This window comes from Mesorhizobium sp. WSM4847 (genome assembly GCF_055811335.1).
Window position 1 is genome coordinate 39568 of the sequence record NZ_JBVVPY010000025.1, and the last position, 16507, is coordinate 56074.

The 16507-nt window shown below is 63.6% G+C and carries 15 protein-coding genes and 1 pseudogene; 12 read left to right on the forward strand and 4 right to left on the reverse strand.

Features of this window, described 5'->3' with window-relative positions:
* Positions 1 to 13 precede the first annotated feature (13 nt).
* Positions 14 to 766: a hypothetical protein gene (locus tag AC0L28_RS28225; RefSeq protein ID WP_473481504.1), complete on the reverse strand. Its 753-nt coding sequence runs from the start codon at positions 764 to 766 to the stop codon at positions 14 to 16.
* Between the two features lie 384 nt (positions 767 to 1150).
* Between AC0L28_RS28225 and dnaG the strand changes: the two genes are divergently transcribed.
* The 6 genes and pseudogenes from dnaG to AC0L28_RS28255 all read left to right on the forward strand — a co-directional run bounded on the left by dnaG (position 1151) and on the right by AC0L28_RS28255 (position 8422).
* Complete coding sequence (gene dnaG / locus AC0L28_RS28230; protein WP_473481540.1) at positions 1151 to 3112, forward strand: DNA primase; 1962 nt, start codon at positions 1151 to 1153, stop codon at positions 3110 to 3112.
* A gap of 386 nt (positions 3113 to 3498) precedes the next feature.
* Positions 3499 to 5520 carry an RNA polymerase sigma factor RpoD gene (gene rpoD, locus AC0L28_RS28235; protein ID WP_027151164.1) on the forward strand — a complete coding sequence of 674 codons (2022 nt, stop codon included), beginning with the start codon at positions 3499 to 3501 and terminating at the stop codon, positions 5518 to 5520.
* A gap of 851 nt (positions 5521 to 6371) precedes the next feature.
* Entirely contained in the window at positions 6372 to 6665 is a 294-nt protein-coding gene (locus tag AC0L28_RS28240; protein WP_128170295.1) for a GYD domain-containing protein, read from the forward strand.
* A 181-nt stretch (positions 6666 to 6846) separates the two neighbouring features.
* Positions 6847 to 7227, forward strand: a complete 381-nt coding sequence (locus AC0L28_RS28245) for a thiol-disulfide oxidoreductase DCC family protein (protein ID WP_287260670.1) — start codon at positions 6847 to 6849, stop codon at positions 7225 to 7227.
* A gap of 124 nt (positions 7228 to 7351) precedes the next feature.
* Positions 7352 to 8022: pseudogene (locus tag AC0L28_RS28250) on the forward strand (PadR family transcriptional regulator).
* A 106-nt stretch (positions 8023 to 8128) separates the two neighbouring features.
* Positions 8129 to 8422, forward strand: coding sequence for an HlyU family transcriptional regulator (locus AC0L28_RS28255; RefSeq protein ID WP_065009209.1), 294 nt, complete (start codon positions 8129 to 8131; stop codon positions 8420 to 8422).
* Between the two features lie 93 nt (positions 8423 to 8515).
* On the opposite strand, the gene AC0L28_RS28260 is transcribed toward AC0L28_RS28255, so the two are convergent.
* Positions 8516 to 9154 carry an FMN-dependent NADH-azoreductase gene (locus AC0L28_RS28260; RefSeq protein WP_023799745.1) on the reverse strand — a complete coding sequence of 213 codons (639 nt, stop codon included), beginning with the start codon at positions 9152 to 9154 and terminating at the stop codon, positions 8516 to 8518.
* Between the two features lie 109 nt (positions 9155 to 9263).
* On the opposite strand from AC0L28_RS28260, the gene AC0L28_RS28265 reads away from it, so the two are divergent.
* Positions 9264 to 10211: a LysR family transcriptional regulator gene (locus AC0L28_RS28265; RefSeq protein ID WP_128247790.1), complete on the forward strand. Its 948-nt coding sequence runs from the start codon at positions 9264 to 9266 to the stop codon at positions 10209 to 10211.
* Here the strand turns inward: AC0L28_RS28265 and AC0L28_RS28270 are convergent.
* Positions 10153 to 10770 (reverse strand): TetR/AcrR family transcriptional regulator, encoded by a 618-nt coding sequence (locus AC0L28_RS28270; protein WP_023799743.1) that lies wholly within the window; start codon positions 10768 to 10770, stop codon positions 10153 to 10155. The genes AC0L28_RS28265 and AC0L28_RS28270 overlap by 59 nt on opposite strands.
* A 67-nt stretch (positions 10771 to 10837) precedes the next feature.
* On the opposite strand from AC0L28_RS28270, the gene AC0L28_RS28275 reads away from it, so the two are divergent.
* Both AC0L28_RS28275 and AC0L28_RS28280 read left to right on the forward strand, forming a co-directional pair.
* Entirely contained in the window at positions 10838 to 11260 is a 423-nt protein-coding gene (locus AC0L28_RS28275) for a VOC family protein (protein WP_023799742.1), read from the forward strand.
* 111 nt (positions 11261 to 11371) lie between these two features.
* Positions 11372 to 12283, forward strand: a complete 912-nt coding sequence (locus AC0L28_RS28280) for an arginase family protein (protein WP_287176508.1) — start codon at positions 11372 to 11374, stop codon at positions 12281 to 12283.
* Positions 12284 to 12286: 3 nt separating this feature from the next.
* On the opposite strand, the gene AC0L28_RS28285 is transcribed toward AC0L28_RS28280, so the two are convergent.
* On the reverse strand, positions 12287 to 13234 hold the full coding sequence (locus tag AC0L28_RS28285; protein ID WP_023799740.1) for a S1C family serine protease: 948 nt from the start codon (positions 13232 to 13234) through the stop codon (positions 12287 to 12289).
* Positions 13235 to 13506: 272 nt separating this feature from the next.
* On the opposite strand from AC0L28_RS28285, the gene AC0L28_RS28290 reads away from it, so the two are divergent.
* The 3 genes from AC0L28_RS28290 to AC0L28_RS28300 all read left to right on the forward strand — a co-directional run bounded on the left by AC0L28_RS28290 (position 13507) and on the right by AC0L28_RS28300 (position 16248).
* Entirely contained in the window at positions 13507 to 14379 is an 873-nt protein-coding gene (locus AC0L28_RS28290) for a S1C family serine protease (RefSeq protein ID WP_128170290.1), read from the forward strand.
* 8 nt (positions 14380 to 14387) lie between these two features.
* Positions 14388 to 15038: a helix-turn-helix transcriptional regulator gene (locus AC0L28_RS28295; protein WP_023799737.1), complete on the forward strand. Its 651-nt coding sequence runs from the start codon at positions 14388 to 14390 to the stop codon at positions 15036 to 15038.
* Positions 15039 to 15381: 343 nt separating this feature from the next.
* Positions 15382 to 16248 carry an SDR family oxidoreductase gene (locus tag AC0L28_RS28300; protein WP_473481505.1) on the forward strand — a complete coding sequence of 289 codons (867 nt, stop codon included), beginning with the start codon at positions 15382 to 15384 and terminating at the stop codon, positions 16246 to 16248.
* Positions 16249 to 16507: the final 259 nt, after the last annotated feature.

A 16507-nucleotide genomic window follows, 5' to 3' on the forward strand; every position in this document is an offset into this window, starting at 1 on the left:
GCAGGGACGGATGTCAACCTGCCGCTTCCTCTCCCAACTTACGTGCCGCTTCGACGACCGCGTCTACCTTGCCCAGCTTTTCCGAAGGAACCCCTCCGTCCAGCCACGGATTGGACGAAAGGAACCAGAAGGCGACCTGCCACTGGCTCATGCCGGGCGGCAGCGCTTCCAGTACCCGCGCAACCGCCGGATCAGGCTTGCCGTCCTTGAACTGGAACGCGGGAAACAGCTCGCGGCCACTCAACTGTACGGAGAACGCCTTCCTTTCGGCCTTCCACCTGGACCCCGTGGCGCTCCTGTTGCGGGCGCTGTGGCCTGCCAGTTCGGCTAGCTCGGCACTCGTGAGGCAGGGGACTTTCTCCGCGAACCTCACGCGCGCCCTGGCGTTGTCAGCCTCGATCTTCGATCGGACTGCCGACATGGGGTCGTTGGCGGGCAACATGGCCTCCACCAAGAGTTCCATGTTCCGCTCCGACATCTCGGCTCGCTTTCTTGCAACAACTGCGCTGATCGGTTCCAGCAACCGCACGGCGGCGGGATCCAGTTTTTCGGAGGCCCCCACACCGTCGAAGACGTCCCTTACCGCCTTCCTCACGATGGCTTTCAATCGCTTTAACCCTGCGGCCTTGAGGTTCCGGCTTCGGGCTACATTCTTTCCGCCGGCCTTCCTCGGCGCCTCTGGTGCGGTCAATCTTTCCATCAGCGTGTCCGCCATCAGCCGTTCGATTTCGGCCTCCTTGAGCATGCTGGACAGTGCGTTCGTCATTGGAGCCTCCACGAGGTGAGATCAGTAATGATCGACGCAACTTACTTATATCATGTGCCGGCGTTCTTCAAGCGGAAGGCCGGCAACGGCCGTTCCGGCGCAGCCTTGACACATGCCTGCCGGCGGCCTGCTGGACGGTGCCGGGTGTGTCTCAGGCAAGTTGATGAGAACCATTGACATGGGCTTCTTGACGGTGCGGCTGCCGACTACAAGATCGTGGGCACAGATATTCTCCGTGCGCTCGCATGCATCCCACATTTCGGTTACGGGCCGGGGCCCGCAACGGCCGCCTTCTTTTTGCCCTGTGAAAACCGGGTATGGTTCGCATTAGGAGTCGTCGGGTTTCGCCGGCGTGATTATATGGACGCAAACGAGCCGTTTCCGATGCGCTTTCCACCTGCCTTCCTCGACGAGATACGCGACCGCGTGCCGATTTCCTCGGTGATTGGCCAGCGCGTGGCGTGGGACAGGAAGAAGACCAACGCGCCGCGCGGCGATTATTGGGCGTGCTGTCCCTTCCATGGCGAGAAGAGCCCGTCCTTTCACTGCGAGGACAAGAAGGGACGCTATCATTGCTTCGGCTGCTCGGTTTCGGGCGACCACTTCAAATTCCTCACCGAACTCGACGGAATGAGCTTTCCCGAAGCGGTCGAGAAGATCGCCGACATGGCCGGGGTGCCGATGCCGTTGCGCGATGCCCAGGAGGAACGGCGCGAAAAGGAACGCGCCAGCCTGACCGAAGTCATGGAAATGGCGACCGCCTTCTTCCAGGAGCGGCTGCAGGGACCGGAAGGCGCAAAAGCCCGCGCCTATCTGCGCGACCGCGGGCTGACGCCGGCGACGCAGCAGTCGTTCCGGCTCGGCTATGCGCCCGACAGTCGCAATGCGCTGAAGGAGCATCTTGCCGCCAAGGGCGTGCCCAAGGCCGATATCGAGGCATGCGGGCTGGTGCGCCGTGGCGACGACGTTCCGGTTTCCTACGATTGGTTCCGCGACCGCATCATGTTCCCGATCCCGGACTCCAGAGGCAAGATAATCGCCTTTGGCGGGCGGGCGCTGGCAGCCGATGCGCTCGCCAAATACATGAATTCGCCCGACACCGAGCTCTTCCACAAGGGTAACGTGCTCTATAATTTCGCCCGGGCGCGCAAGGCAGTGGCCAAGGGCGGCACGGTGATTGCCGTCGAGGGCTATATGGACGTGATCGCGCTGGCGCAGGCCGGTTTCGAGAATGTCGTGGCGCCGCTCGGCACCGCGCTGACCGAAAACCAGCTCGAACTGCTGTGGCGGATGGCCGGCGAGCCGGTGCTGTGCTTCGATGGCGACCAGGCCGGTCTGAAGGCGGCATGGCGCGCCGCCGACATGGCGCTGCCGGCGGTCCAGGCAGGCCGCTCGGTGCGCTTTGCGCTTCTGCCCGAAGGCAAGGACCCCGACGATCTGGTCAAGGCCGAAGGGCCGGACGCGTTTGGCGCCGTGCTTTCCGAGGCGCGGCCGCTCGCCGACCTTTTGTGGATGCGAGAAACGGCCGGCGGCATCTTCGACACGCCGGAACGACGGGCGGAACTGGAAAAAACGCTGCGCGAACTGACCAGCCGCATCCGCGACGAGAGCTTGCGCTATCACTACCAACAGGAAATGCGCGAGCGAGTGCTAAGCTTTTTCGGCGCCCAGCGCGGCGCGCGCCAAACCTATCAAGGGGGGCGCCAAGACGGGCGGTCCGGCGGGCGCTTTCAGGGCAAGGGCTCAGCTGCTGGCGGGCAGTTCGCACGCGGCGGCAATGCCGGTGGACGCACCGCGATCACCGAAAGCCTTGGCCGCTCGGCGCTGGTCAAGCGCGGCAGCGAGGGGATGTCGGTGCGCGAGGCGACGATCATCGCAGCTCTTGTCAATCATCCAGCGCTGATCGACGAGAATTTCGCGCATGTCGAGTTCCTCGACCTCGCCAACACCGATCTGAAGCGATTGCACGCGGCGATCCTCGATGCGATGGCGCATGACATGGCCAACGACCGCAACGCGGTGATCGCGACGATCGAACGTGCCGGCTGCGGCGAGATCTGGGCGCGCGTGGTGGCGCTGATCAAACGGGCGCGGCAATGGCCGGCGCTGGAAACGGCCGGACTTGACGATGCCCGCGACGCCTTCAGCCAGGCGCTCCACTTGCAGCGCAGCGCGCGCACCTTACATAAGGAGCTGAAACAGGCAGAAGCAGCGCTCGCCAGCGATCCCACGGACGAAAACTACCGGCATCTCGTCGAGATCCAGGCGCAATTTCGTGATGTGCAGGCAACGGAGGCGCTGATTGAAGGGTTCGGCGTGTCTTCGGGCAGGGCCGGACGGGTGTAGGTCGAAGCTTACGAAAGAGTGAAAGTGCAGAACCGTGCTTGCGCGTCGAATCAGCCGCGGCGCTTTAAGTCGGGTAATTGATTCGCTTTTTTCATGCGAATCATGCGAGAGGCGCTTGACCTTCTGGCAGAATGACGGAATCAGGACGATTCGAAACGTTAACCCGCGCCGGCGTCGACGGAAATGCAGCGATGTGAGGTACCGGTCACTGGACAGGCGGTCAGCCTGACACAGTTACCAGGGTTAATCTGGACTTAACGAGAGATGCAGTTACTGGCCCGGGGAAACGCGTTCTAGCGAGAGCGCATCTGATTTAACCGGTACGGCAGCTTACGCGGCTTGATACTTATGCGGCTAGATACCTGGCCGCTTGGAGAAAATAAAGAATGGCGACAAAAGAAAAGGAAGAGGTCGAGACCGAACGTGAAGGCGCCACCGATGGCCCTCTGCTCGACCTTTCCGACGATGCTGTCAAGAAGATGATCAAGGCCGCCAAGAAGCGCGGCTATGTCACCATGGACGAACTGAATTCGGTGCTGCCCTCGGAGGAAGTCACCTCCGAGCAGATCGAGGACACGATGGCCATGCTCTCCGACATGGGCATCAACGTGGTCGAGGACGACGAGCAGGGCGAGGAGCCCGAAGCCGCCGACGCGGCTGCCGACGCCGAGGAAGACGCCAACGAACTGGCCGAGCAGACCGGTACCGCCGTTGCTGCGACGACCACCAAGAAAGAGCCGACCGATCGTACCGACGATCCGGTTCGCATGTATCTGCGCGAGATGGGCTCGGTCGAGCTTCTGTCGCGCGAGGGCGAAATCGCGATTGCCAAGCGCATCGAGGCTGGCCGCGAGACGATGATCGCGGGCCTGTGCGAAAGCCCGCTGACCTTCCAGGCCATCATCATCTGGCGTGACGAGCTCAACGAATCGAAGATCCTCTTGCGCGAGATCATCGACCTCGAAGCGACCTATGCCGGACCGGAGGCCAAGCAGGCGCCGGTGGTCGAGCGGATCGAGGAAGCCAAGACCGACGACAAGCCGCGCCGTTCGCGCGAGGACGAGGACGACATCACCAATGTCGGCGGCGACACGCGCGGTCTGACTGATGACGACGAGGAAGACGAGGACGAAGCCAGCCTGTCGCTGGCGGCGATGGAAGCGGAGCTGCGTCCCCAGGTGATGGAGACGCTCGACGTCATCGCCGACACCTACAAGAAGTTGCGCAAGCTGCAGGACCAGCAGGTCGAGAACCGGCTGGCTGCCGCCGGCACGCTGTCGCCCAGCCAGGACCGCCGGCTGAAGGAGCTGAAGGACCAGCTGATCAAGGCGGTGAAGTCGCTATCCCTGAACACGGCGCGCATCGAGGCATTGGTCGAGCAGCTCTACGACATCAACAAGCGCCTGGTGCAGAACGAAGGCAAGCTGTTGCGGCTGGCCGAAAGCTATGGCGTGCGCCGCGAGGAATTCCTGAAGGAGTACCAGGGCTCGGAGCTCGATCCGAACTGGACGCGCTCGATCGGCAATCTGACCTCGCGCGGCTGGAAGGAATTCACCAAGAACGAAAAGGACGCGATCCGCGACCTGCGCGCCGAGATCCAGAATCTCGCCACCGAAACGGCGATCTCGATCCTGGAATTCCGCAAGATCGTCAACCAGGTGCAGAAGGGCGAGCGCGAAGCCGCGATCGCCAAGAAGGAAATGGTCGAGGCCAATCTGCGCCTCGTCATTTCCATCGCCAAGAAATACACCAATCGCGGCCTGCAGTTCCTCGACCTGATCCAGGAAGGCAATATCGGCCTGATGAAGGCGGTCGACAAGTTCGAATACCGCCGCGGCTACAAGTTCTCGACCTATGCGACGTGGTGGATCCGGCAAGCGATCACCCGCTCGATCGCCGACCAGGCACGCACAATCCGCATTCCGGTGCACATGATCGAGACGATCAACAAGATCGTGCGCACCTCGCGCCAGATGCTGCACGAGATCGGCCGCGAGCCGACGCCGGAGGAACTGGCGGAAAAGCTCGCGATGCCGCTGGAAAAAGTGCGCAAGGTGCTGAAGATCGCCAAGGAGCCGATTTCGCTCGAAACGCCGGTCGGCGACGAGGAGGATTCGCATCTCGGCGATTTCATCGAGGACAAGATGGCGATCCTGCCGATCGACGCAGCGATCCAGGCCAATCTGCGCGAGACGACGACGCGGGTGCTTGCTTCACTCACCCCGCGTGAAGAGCGCGTGCTCAGAATGCGCTTCGGCATCGGCATGAACACCGACCACACGCTGGAGGAAGTCGGCCAGCAGTTCTCGGTCACCCGTGAGCGCATCCGCCAGATCGAAGCCAAGGCGCTGCGCAAGCTCAAGCACCCGAGCCGCTCGCGCAAGCTGCGGAGCTTTCTGGACAGCTGATGCCGGGCAACGAATAACAATTTAAAGGGCGCTTCGGCGCCCTTTTTCGTTGTGCGCCAGGCATGGCGCGTGGTGCGCAAGCACCGTTTGACCGGGATGGTATCCGGTCGATGACTTGGAGGTGAAAGTCCTCTGCGGACCCTGGTGATGGGAACCGCTAGCCGAACAGCAAGGGCGTCGTCGCGAGGCGGGGTCTGAAGGAAGCTGCAAGCAAAGTGCCGGCCTGACGAACAGGAAGCGCATATGAGGCGTCCGCATCCGGGCGAGGGAGCAATGAAGCCCGAAGCCCGATATCACCCGGAGGGTGTGGCCGTAGATGCGACAGGTAGATGGCACGAAGGTCACGCGTCTTACCCTGGGAGGCCTGCCGGCCTGCCCCCGGAAACGGGTGTGCTACCGCCGCCGAGAGGCGCCGGGAAGGGTCGGCAGGAGTCAGCAGAGGCCGTAGTAGCCGGACCAACCGGTGAAGGGCTGAACGTGTCGATGGAGGTCGGACTTCATTTCCGACCGCCTTGGGCAGATACCTCGCGAGAGGGCCTGAGCCGGAAGTAGCGGGCGGAACCCGCAAGATAAGGCTGGGCGCCAATAGGGCGGCGGGCATTGAGGACCTCAAGCCGAGCGCGACACGAACCGCCGTGTACGGGACCGTACGCACGGTGGTGTGGGAGGGGGGATGCCGCAAGGCTCCCTCCTACCCGATCAGGGATTGTCTCGCCGGACGGTGCGGTTGTTCTTGCAGCATACCGGCTGTGGGAGGATAATCGCGTGTCGGATGCTTTTTCTGGGCGACAAACCCGGATGCCCGCCCCGGCGATGACGCCGCGCTCCGAGGCCTCCGGAGGGAGGTGTGCATGACAACCTATATCGTGCTGATCAACTGGACTGAGCAGGGCGCCAGAAATGTGCGCGAGTCGCCGAAGCGGCTCGATGCCGCCAAGAAGCTGCTGGGGGACATGGGCGGCTCTTTCAAGGCTTTTTATCTCACCATGGGCGAATGCGATATGGTGGCGGTCGTCGAAGCGCCCGACGATGCGGTGCTCGCGCGTTTCTCGCTGATGCTGGCGTCAGGCGGTAACGTGAGGACGCGGACGCTCAAGGCTTTCCCGGAATTGGCCTATCGCGAAATCATCGCCTCGCTCGGCTGAGGCGTGCGCGGCTATAGACCCGCGCAAGCTGCCGGACATCGGACGGTCAGGCGCCGCTCGACGGCGCCCGGCCAATCCGGCCCGAAGGTGGCTGGCGCGAAAGTGGCTGGCCCGAAATGTTGCGGGGCGAAGGTATTTCCCGGATAGTCAGCGCAGCACTTCACCTCGCGTCTCGAGACACATGCCCAAGCCTCTGCTGACCATCTGGTACAATACCCGTTGTCCGGTTTGCGATGCCGGCATCGTCAGGCAGAAGCGGCGGCTGGTCGAGGCGATCAAGGCCGGGCGGATCGCGTTTCGCGACATCAATGCCGAACCGGCGGCGCTGGCCGGATACGGCGTGTCGCTGGAGGACATCCGCCGCCGGCTGCACGCAACCGATGCGGACGGCAGGCTGCTGGTCGGCGCCGACGTCGCAATTGCCGTCTGGCTGAGAACGCCGGGCGAGGGCTGGCTGGCAGCGCTGTTCGGCAATCGCGCCGTGCTGCCGCTGACGCGCTATGCCTATGATCGCTTCGCCGATCTTCTCTATGCCTGGAACCGGCGCAAGGGCCGCTGGTAACCAGCTCGGTGACGAAATCAATCTGGTGGCACCGTTCTCAGATACATCGTAAGATATATCTTGACTCAACGGCCTCCTTCGCATAATTGAGATATATCGTAAGACATAACTCAAGGAGCAGACAATGCACGGACATCATCATTTCGGCGAGCATGCCGAGCGCGTTTTCGTGCATATGGCCGGCAAGTCGGCGGTCGTGGCGGCGGCTTCGGCCCATTCGGCCACGGCATGAGGGGCGGCGGGCGCGGCGGGCCGGGCGACATGTTCCGCGCCGGGCGTATGCTGGCCGACGGCGATCTCAAGCTGATCACGCTGTCGCTGCTGGCCGAGACGCCGCGCCATGGCTATGACATCATCAAGGCGCTGGAGGAACGCACCAGCGGCGTCTACAGCCCGAGCCCCGGCGTGGTCTATCCGACGCTGACCTTCCTGGAAGAGGCCGGCTATGCCGTCTCGTCGGCGGAAGGCAACAAGAAGGTGTTTTCGATTACCGAGGCAGGGCAGGCGCATCTCAATGACAATCGCGAGATGATCGACCATGTGCTCGATCATCTCGAGCGTTTCGGCCGCAAGATGGCAAAGGCGCGCGACTGGTTCGGCTGGAACGACGATGGCGAGGATAGCGGACGTCGCGGCCGCGGCGGTTCGGAAAAGCGCGACGAATTCCGCGCCGTGCGCCACCGGCTACGCGCAGCCCTCGGCGACATTGTCGACGCGCCCGCTGAAAAACAGGCCGAGGCGATCGCGATATTGAAAGGGGCGGCCGAAGCCCTCGAAGCGCTGTCGCGCGACTGACTTCCAGGCCGGATGCGGCCCTTGCCCGTTTGCCTAAGGATCGCTAGTGAAATCATCCTGCACCACGCTATGTGATGCAGGATGATAGCCGTTGGAGGGCGCGCCCATGTCTTTTCTGAAACGTCTTTTCGGCGGTGGCGGCGGTGACGCGGGCGAGCCAAAGAGTGCTGCACCGGCAAAGCAGATCGAGCACAAGGGATTTTTGATCAGCGCCACGCCGTACAAGGCGGAGGGCCAATACCAGACCTGCGGCGTGGTTTCCAAGGAGATCGACGGCGTGATGAAGGAGCACAAATTCATCCGCGCCGATCGTTTTGCCGGGCTCGACGACGCTGTCGACATCTCGATCAAAAAGGGCATTCAGCTGGTCGACGAGCAGGGCGAGAAGATGTTCGGGTGAGACCCGATCGGTCTCCGGCGCATCTTGAAACGAACAAGGCAAGCGCCCTGTCAGGCGCCTGCCTTTGATTTCAAGTTGCCGACGGCTGGCGGCCTACGCCGCCGCAGCCTGTTTGCTTACGGTCGATGTCACCAAGGCATCCACCTTGGCTGAGGCCTTGGCCAGAGCGGCAGTGACCGCATCCGGCCCCATGCCGACGCCTTCGATGCGGATGACTTCGACGTCGGTCATGCCGATGAAGCCAAGCACGCTGCGCAGGTAAGGGATGGCGTGGTCCATCTGCACGGCAGCGCCTTCCGAATAGATGCCGCCCGAGGCGAGGACGATGTAGACCTTCTTGCCGGTGACGAGGCCCTTCGGGCCATTCTCGCCATAAGAGAAAGTCTTGCCGGTGCGGGAGACGTGGTCGACCCAGGATTTCAGCGTCGACGAGATGCCGAAATTGATGAAGCCGGTGGCCAGGATGATGGTGTCGGCCGCAAACAGTTCATCGAGCACGCCGTCGGAAACGCCGACGACCTCGGCCTGGCGCTGGGTGCGGGCCTCGGCGGGCGTATAGATGCCGGTCGAATAGTCCGGATCGATGTGCGGCAGCGGGTTTGCCACGAGATCGCGTGCGACGAGCTTGGCCGAAGGATCGGCGGCGAGCAGCTTTTCCGCAAGTTCAGTGGCGATGCGGGTCGAATGCGAGGCATTGCCGCGCGGACTGGATGTGACGAGAAGGATGGACATGGCGGGTCTCCAGGGGTTGGCTGAACTGTCCCGACCTATATGGGCGAGCTGACCCATTTGAAAAACCGGTATATTTTATGTATGTTCCATCCAAATAGTGGATAGAACGATGCAGCCAAACCCGACACTTGATCAGCTTCAGATCCTTGTCACCGTCGCCGACACCGGCAGCTTCTCCGCCGCCGGCCGCAAGCTCAACCGAGCGCAGTCGGTCATCAGCTACGCCATCGCCAATCTCGAGGCGCAGCTTGGGCTGAAACTGTTCGAGCGCGAGGGCACGCGCGAGCCGCATCTGACCGATGTCGGCCGGGCGACGCTGGAAGATGCGCGGCGCATGGTCGGCGTATTGCAGCGCATCCGCTCTCGCGTCGACAGCCACAAGCAGGGCCTGGAGGCTGAAGTCGCGCTGTCGGTCGATGCGACGCTGCCTTCCACCGTGCTGGTGCGCGTGTTGAAGGCGTTCGAGGCGCAATTTCCAACCGTGATGCTGCGCCTGCATATCGGCACGCTCGGGCTGATCCCCGATCATGTCGTCAATGGACATGCCGATCTCGGTATTGGCGGCCTGCTGGGCGAGGTCGACGCGCATCTTGTGCGCATTGGCTTCATGTCGATGGTGCCGGCGGCCGCGCCAAGCCATCCGCTGGCGCTGCTTCCCAAGCCGGTGCCGCTGGAGGTGGTGCGCGAACACATCCAACTTGTCGTCAGCGACCAGTCCGAGCGCACCAAAGGGCGCGACTACGGCGTCTATGCCTACCGCACCTGGCGACTTACGGATATGCGAACCAAGCATGCGCTGATGCGCGAAGGGTTGGGCTGGGGCGGACTGCCGCGATGGCTGATTGCTGACGATGTGGCCAACGGCCGGCTGGTGGAACTCGATCTGGAGCCGTATCGCGAAGTCCGCGCGCCGCTTTATGCCATGCACCGCGCCGACCGCAGCCCGAAGCCGGCTGCGGCCTGGCTGATCGACCAGTTCAAGCGCCAGCTTGGCTGTTTCAACGAGTTCGAGCCGAACCAGGGGCCTGGGGCGACAGACCATCAATCAGCGCCATGAGAACGGCACGGTAGTCCTCGGTCGAAGCGCCTGCTTCGATGGCGAGCGCCGCGCGGTCGAAGGCGGCGGCAAGCAGCGCGGTCAGCGCTTCCACCGGCAATCTCATCATGGACTGCGAGCGCATCGCGGCAACCAGGCCTTCGCGCAACGAGCGGTTGCCGTGGCGGTTGTCGATCTCGTCCATGGCGGCGCGGCCGAGCACGGCCGGCCCGTCGAGCAGCAGCAGCCGGGTGCGGCCGGGTGCGCGCATGGCGGCAAGATAGGCATCCGAGCCGGCGATCAGTGCGTCGCGGGCAAACAGCGAGGGCGGCGAGGCGCGCTCGATCTCTTCCGCCACAGCCGCCGCCTCCTGCTCGACCACTGCGGCGAACAGCGCCTGCTTGTCGGCAAAGTGATGATAGAGCGCGCCGCGGGTGACGCCGGCCGCAGCCACGATCTCGGGCGTGCCGGTCTCCGCATAGGACTTCTCGGTGAACAGTTTTCGCGCCGCAGCGATCAGGTCGGCCCGCGTCGCTTCGGTGCGATCGCGGTTGGAGCGGCGCGCGGATTCCTGTTGCATACATGCAGCCTGTATGTTAATACGCATTTACATGCAGACTGTATGTTATTTGACGGGAGAAGGAAAGATGAAGACGACAAGCTATTACCCGGTGCTGATGACCGGCGACGTTGCCGGCACGAAGGCCTTCTATGTCGCGCACTTCGGCTTCAAGCCGCTGTTCGAGAGCGACTGGTACGTGCATCTGCAATCAACCGAGGATCGCCGCGTCAATCTCGGCATCGTCCAGGGCGATCATGAAACCATTCCTGAGGAAGGGCGCGGCCGGACCTCCGGCCTGCTGATCAATTTCGAGGTCAAGAACCCGGATGCTATCTATGAGCGGGTCATCGCCGCCGGCCTGCCGATCCTGCGAACGCTCCGCGACGAAGCCTTCGGCCAGCGTCATTTCATCACCAAAGACCCCAATGGCGTGCTGATCGACGTGATCAAGCCGATCCCGCCGAGCGCCGAGTTTCTGGAGCAGTTTGTCGAAGGCGCGGCGGGCTGAGCGAGACAGGGGCTGGCAGGAATTGTCTGTAGATATCAGCTGAAGCCTTCAGCCGCGTGGCCGGTCATGTCTTTGCGGTCTATGCTGAGCTCATCAGCCTGGGCCCATTCCATGCGTGAAATCTGCCTTGTCCGCGCACCCTCCAACCTTGGCCTGCGTCCGCTGAGGCCAGGTCATATTCCGGGCACGTGGCGTGCGCCGCAGGCGTTGACCGAAGCCGGCCTGATCGAGACGCTTTCGCCCCTCAAAGTGGTTGATCTTGATCGGCCCGCCTATAACACGGAGCCGCAGCCGGGCACCCGGCTGCGCAACGGCAATGCGATACGCAGCTTCAATCTCGGACTCGCCGAAGTGGTTGCCGGCGCGCTGAGACGAGGCGAGTTCCCGCTGGTCGTCGGCGGCGACTGCGCGGTCCTGCTTGGCGCGCTGGCTGGTGCACGGCGATCCGGTCCGCTGGCACTGGTCCATGTCGATGGCCATAGCGATTTCCGCCATCCGGGCAACTACGACGTCGATGCTTCGCTCGGCTCGGCCGCCGGCATGGACCTTGCGCTCGCCACCGGACGTGGTGAGCCGTTGCTGACCGACTGGCCTGAGATCGCGAGCCCACTTGTTGCGGACGAACAGGTGGTTCAGATCGGCGAACGCGAGAACCGCAACCCCGACTTCGCCTGGCCCGACATCACTTCGACCGCGATGACGCTGATCGATGTCTTTGCCGCGCGGGAGCTCGGCGCGGCAGAGGTCCTGGAAAAGACCTTGACCACGCTGGCGCGAACCGGCTGGCCCTATTGGGTGCATTTCGATGTCGATGCGCTCGATCAGACGGTGATGCCTGCGGTGGATTCACCAGGCAGCCCCGGTATCGATCCCGACGATCTCATCGCCGTCCTCGCGGCGCTGGTGGCGGATCCGCGCTGTACCGGAATGGACATGACCATTTTCGATCCGGACCTCGATCCGACCGGCGAGTTGGCAGTGCTGTTGGTTTCGCTGCTTGGCCAACTGTTTGCGCCGCGATAGTTATTACGTCCGCGCCACCGGCATCAGCGGGACCTGAGAAATGCCGGAGCGGCGCACCACTGTGCACAGCGTTTCGCGGCCGATGCGCTCGGCGTCGAGCATGCGCACCAGATCGTCGACGCCGGTGACCGGGCGGCCGTCGATGGCGGCGATGATGTCGCCCTCTTTCAGGCCGGCTCTGGCGGCCGGGCTGTTCGCCTCGACACTGCGCAGGCGCACCGCCGTGCTGCTCGACACTTGCGACAAAAGGGCGGCGCGACGCGGCAGGGTTGTCGTGTCGGCCGAGACACCGATGAAGGCGCGGCGGACGCGGCCGAAGCGGATGATCTCCGAAATGACGAAATTGGCGGTGTTGGAGGCAACCGCGAAGGCAATGCCTTGCGCGCCATGGATCATGGCTGTGTTGACGCCGATAACCTCGCCCGCCGACGACACCAGTGGTCCGCCGGAATTGCCGGGGTTGAGCGCTGCGTCGGTCTGGATGACATCGTCGATCAGCCGGCCGGTGGAAGCACGCATCGAGCGGCCGAGCGCCGAGACGACACCTGATGTGACGGTCCATTCGAAGCCGAGCGGGTTGCCGATGGCAATGGCGATCTGGCCGCGCCGCAGGCGCTTGGAATCGCCGAGTGGCGCGATATCGCCAAAGCTGCCGTCGGCACGCACCAGCGCGATGTCGGTGTCGGGGTCGCGGCCGAGAACGCGGCCTTCTCTGGACACGCCGTCCGGCATGGTGACGCGGACGCTGCGGGCATCGCCGACGACGTGGAAATTGGTGACGACCAGCCCATCCGGCGTGATGACGAAGCCGGAGCCTCGGCCGCCGGCGCCACCGATGCGCTCGATGCGGCAGACGGCGGGACCGATGCGGTCCACGGCATCGGCGACCGTTGCCGAATAATCGTCGAGCAGCGCATCGTCGAACTGCAATTGCTGGGCGGGGAGGGACATGGCAGGGCTCCGTGTCTTTAGAGCAAGATGAAGGATGCCTATATGTGCGGAACGGCCGGATCGGCCGCGACCTGACCAGATGGCCAGTCCAACGCCCAACTAGCCGTCAGGCGAGTACCCGCCAACGCGCTGCCGAGCGATATCTGGGGTAGAGCGATGAGCGTCCATTGGACGCTCAAAGTGCGCTCTAAGACTTTGAGTTCTCGCATCGTGCTTTCCGACAAATCGATGCCGATTTTCGGGCCGATGCGAAAAAGACCCAGGAGACCGACATGAGCGACTTCAATCTGAGCGCATTTTCCGACGCCATAGCCGATATCGCCGCCGCAGCGGCGCCGGCGACGGCGAGTTTCGCCACGCATCAGCATCGCACCGCGACCGCCTTCCATTGGCGCGACGGCTATTTTGTCGCTGCCGAGGAGGCGGTTGAGGCCGGCGAGGAGATCGAGCTGACGCTTTCTTCGGGCGACAAGGTGAAGGCTGAGCTGGTCGGCCGCGATCCATCCACCGGGACCGCCCTTCTGAAGCCGACCGGCGCACCGGACGTGCCGCCGCTGGCCGAGGCAGGCACGGCGCGGCCGGGCCATCTGGCCATTGCCGTCGGCAATAGCGACGGTGCGTCGCTCGCTGCATTCGGAACGGTTGGTGAGGTCGGTCCGGCCTGGCGCTCTATGCGCGGCGGCACGATCGACCGGCGCATCAATCTGGCCGTCAATGCCGGTGGCCGTTTCGAGGGCGGCCCGGTGCTCGACGCCAAGGGCGCACTGATCGGCATGCTGCTGTTCGGGCCGCGCCGGCGGGCGCTGGTTATGCCTTACGAGACGATCGAACGGGCGGTGGCGACGCTGCGCGAGAAGGGCCATGTCGCGCGCGGCTATCTCGGCGCCGGCCTGCACCCGATCCGCAACGGCGACACGCATGGCGCGATGGTGATGAGCCTCGACGACAATGGCCCGGCGAAGGCGGCCGGCCTGCATCTTGGCGACATCATCGCGTCGTGGAACGGCGAGGCCGTGCACGGCCCGCGCGAGCTGATCCGCAGGCTCGGGCCGGACAGCGCCGGCGCGTCGGTGACGCTCGGCGTGGTGCGCGGCGGCGAACGGCGCGACGTCGTGCTGACCATCGGCGAAAAGCCGCTAAACTGAGAAGATCGATGGCAAGTCACAGGATCACGGGGCGGCGGCTGACGGTGCTGATCGCGCTCGATGACGTCGTGCGCGCCGAGCACCTGTCCACCGCTCTTGCCGCGACCGGCGATCTGCTGCCGATTGTGGCCGGTAGCAGCAATAGCGCCGACAGAGCGGATGTCGCGATCGTCGATGGCGTTTACCTGGAAAGAGGGGGCGTGGAAGGCGGGCCCAGCGATCCCGCGATACCTCGGGTGCTCCTGTCGCAACGAGCGAGCCGGCAGCGGCCGGCCGATACCGTGTTTGCCGTGCTGCCGCCGGCAGTGGACGATCTGCTTATCGCTGCCGCCGCGCGACTGGCGGCGGCTGGCTATCGGATCTCGGGCGAGGGCCGCCCCTTGTCCGATCGACATGACGATTTCGCCTTCCATGACGACGATCTCTCCGACGAGGAGCCGGTCGGCGACAGCGCCGGCCGGCCGGTGCTGTCGCCGCGCGAGAGCGAAGTGCTGGCGCTTTTGGCCGAGGGCGCGCCCAACAAGGTGATCGCGCGGCGCCTGAACATTTCCGTGCATACCGCGAAGTTCCACGTCGCGGCGATCCTGATCAAGCTAGGTGCGGCCAACCGCACCGACGCCATCGCCATCGCCATGCGGCAAGGCCTGGTGCTGGTTTAGTGAATGACGTCCCAAGGCAGGATGTGGGGCGACCATTGTCAAAGTTTGCGCTGCCCCTCATCCGCCTGCCGGCACCTTCTCCCCGTATAGTGACGGGGAGAAGGGAGCTGAACGCAGCCACGGCTCCATTCTTGCGACGTTGCCAGTTGGCGAAAGCTGTGATGAAGGCGTCCTTCTCCCCGTCTCTATACGGGGAGAAGTGCCCGGCAGGGCGATGAGGGGCAGCGCGACGCCGCGGAAATCCTCCGCAGCGTCACCATCTCTCGATGCTCCCCGCTCTTGTATCCGGCGACGGCACGGGGCAAGGATCGCGACCAACCGATTTGCAACGGAGGCGCAAGACATGTCGCTCAAGGGAAAGACGCTGTTCATCTCCGGCGGGTCGCGCGGCATCGGGCTGGCGATCGCGCTGCGCGCCGCGCGCGACGGCGCCAATGTGACCATCGCGGCCAAGACCGCCGAGCCCCACCCGAAGCTGCCGGGCACAATCTATACGGCGGCTGAGGAGATCGAGCAGGCCGGCGGCAAGGCATTGCCGATGCTGTGCGACATACGCGAGGAGGGGCAGGTGGCCGAGGCGGTCGCCAGAACCGTCGAAAAATTCGGCGGCATCGACATCTGCATCAACAATGCCAGCGCCATCCAACTCACCGGCACGCTGGAAACCGACATGAAGCGCTACGACCTGATGCACCAGATCAACACACGCGGCACGTTCATTGTTTCCAAAATGTGCATTCCGCACCTGAAGTTGGCCGACAATCCTCACATCTTGAATCTGGCGCCGCGACTAGACATGAAGGCCAAATGGTTCAAGAACCATGTCGCCTATACGATAGCCAAATTCGGCATGTCGATGTGCACGCTGGGCATGAGCGCGGAGTTCGCCAGGGACGGCATCGCCGTCAATTCGCTGTGGCCGATCTCGACGATCGATACGGCAGCGGTGCGCAATCTTCTGGGCGGGGCGACAGTGGCGGCGATGAGCCGTTCGCCCGATATCATGGCCGATGCCGCGCATGCGATCCTGCTCAGGCCGTCGCGCGAAGCGACCGGCAATTTCTACATCGACGAGGAGGTGCTGCGCGCGGAGGGCGTCAACGATTTTTCAATCTATGCGCCTGATGCGAAAGGCCCACTCGCCGGTGACTTCTTCGTGCCCGACGAGGTGTTTGCGAATTCGAAAACCAACGTGAAAAATATCTACTGACTGGCACCGGGCATAGGCCCTCGTTTCCCAACCGAAGCCGAAAACAAAACCCCGCCGGCGAGGGGTACCGGCGGGGCTCATGTGTCCCGCTGGAGTCGGGACAGGGCAGGGAAGCCCTAGCCAGAATCTGGGGTGGACGACCTCGCGATTCAATGCCTGGCTAAAATCGCGACGTACATTCTCCTGCAACCTCGGCTCACTGCCGGAAATTGCCCATCCCGGTGAAACCGGGGTGGGCTGCGTCTTCCCGCATAGATTC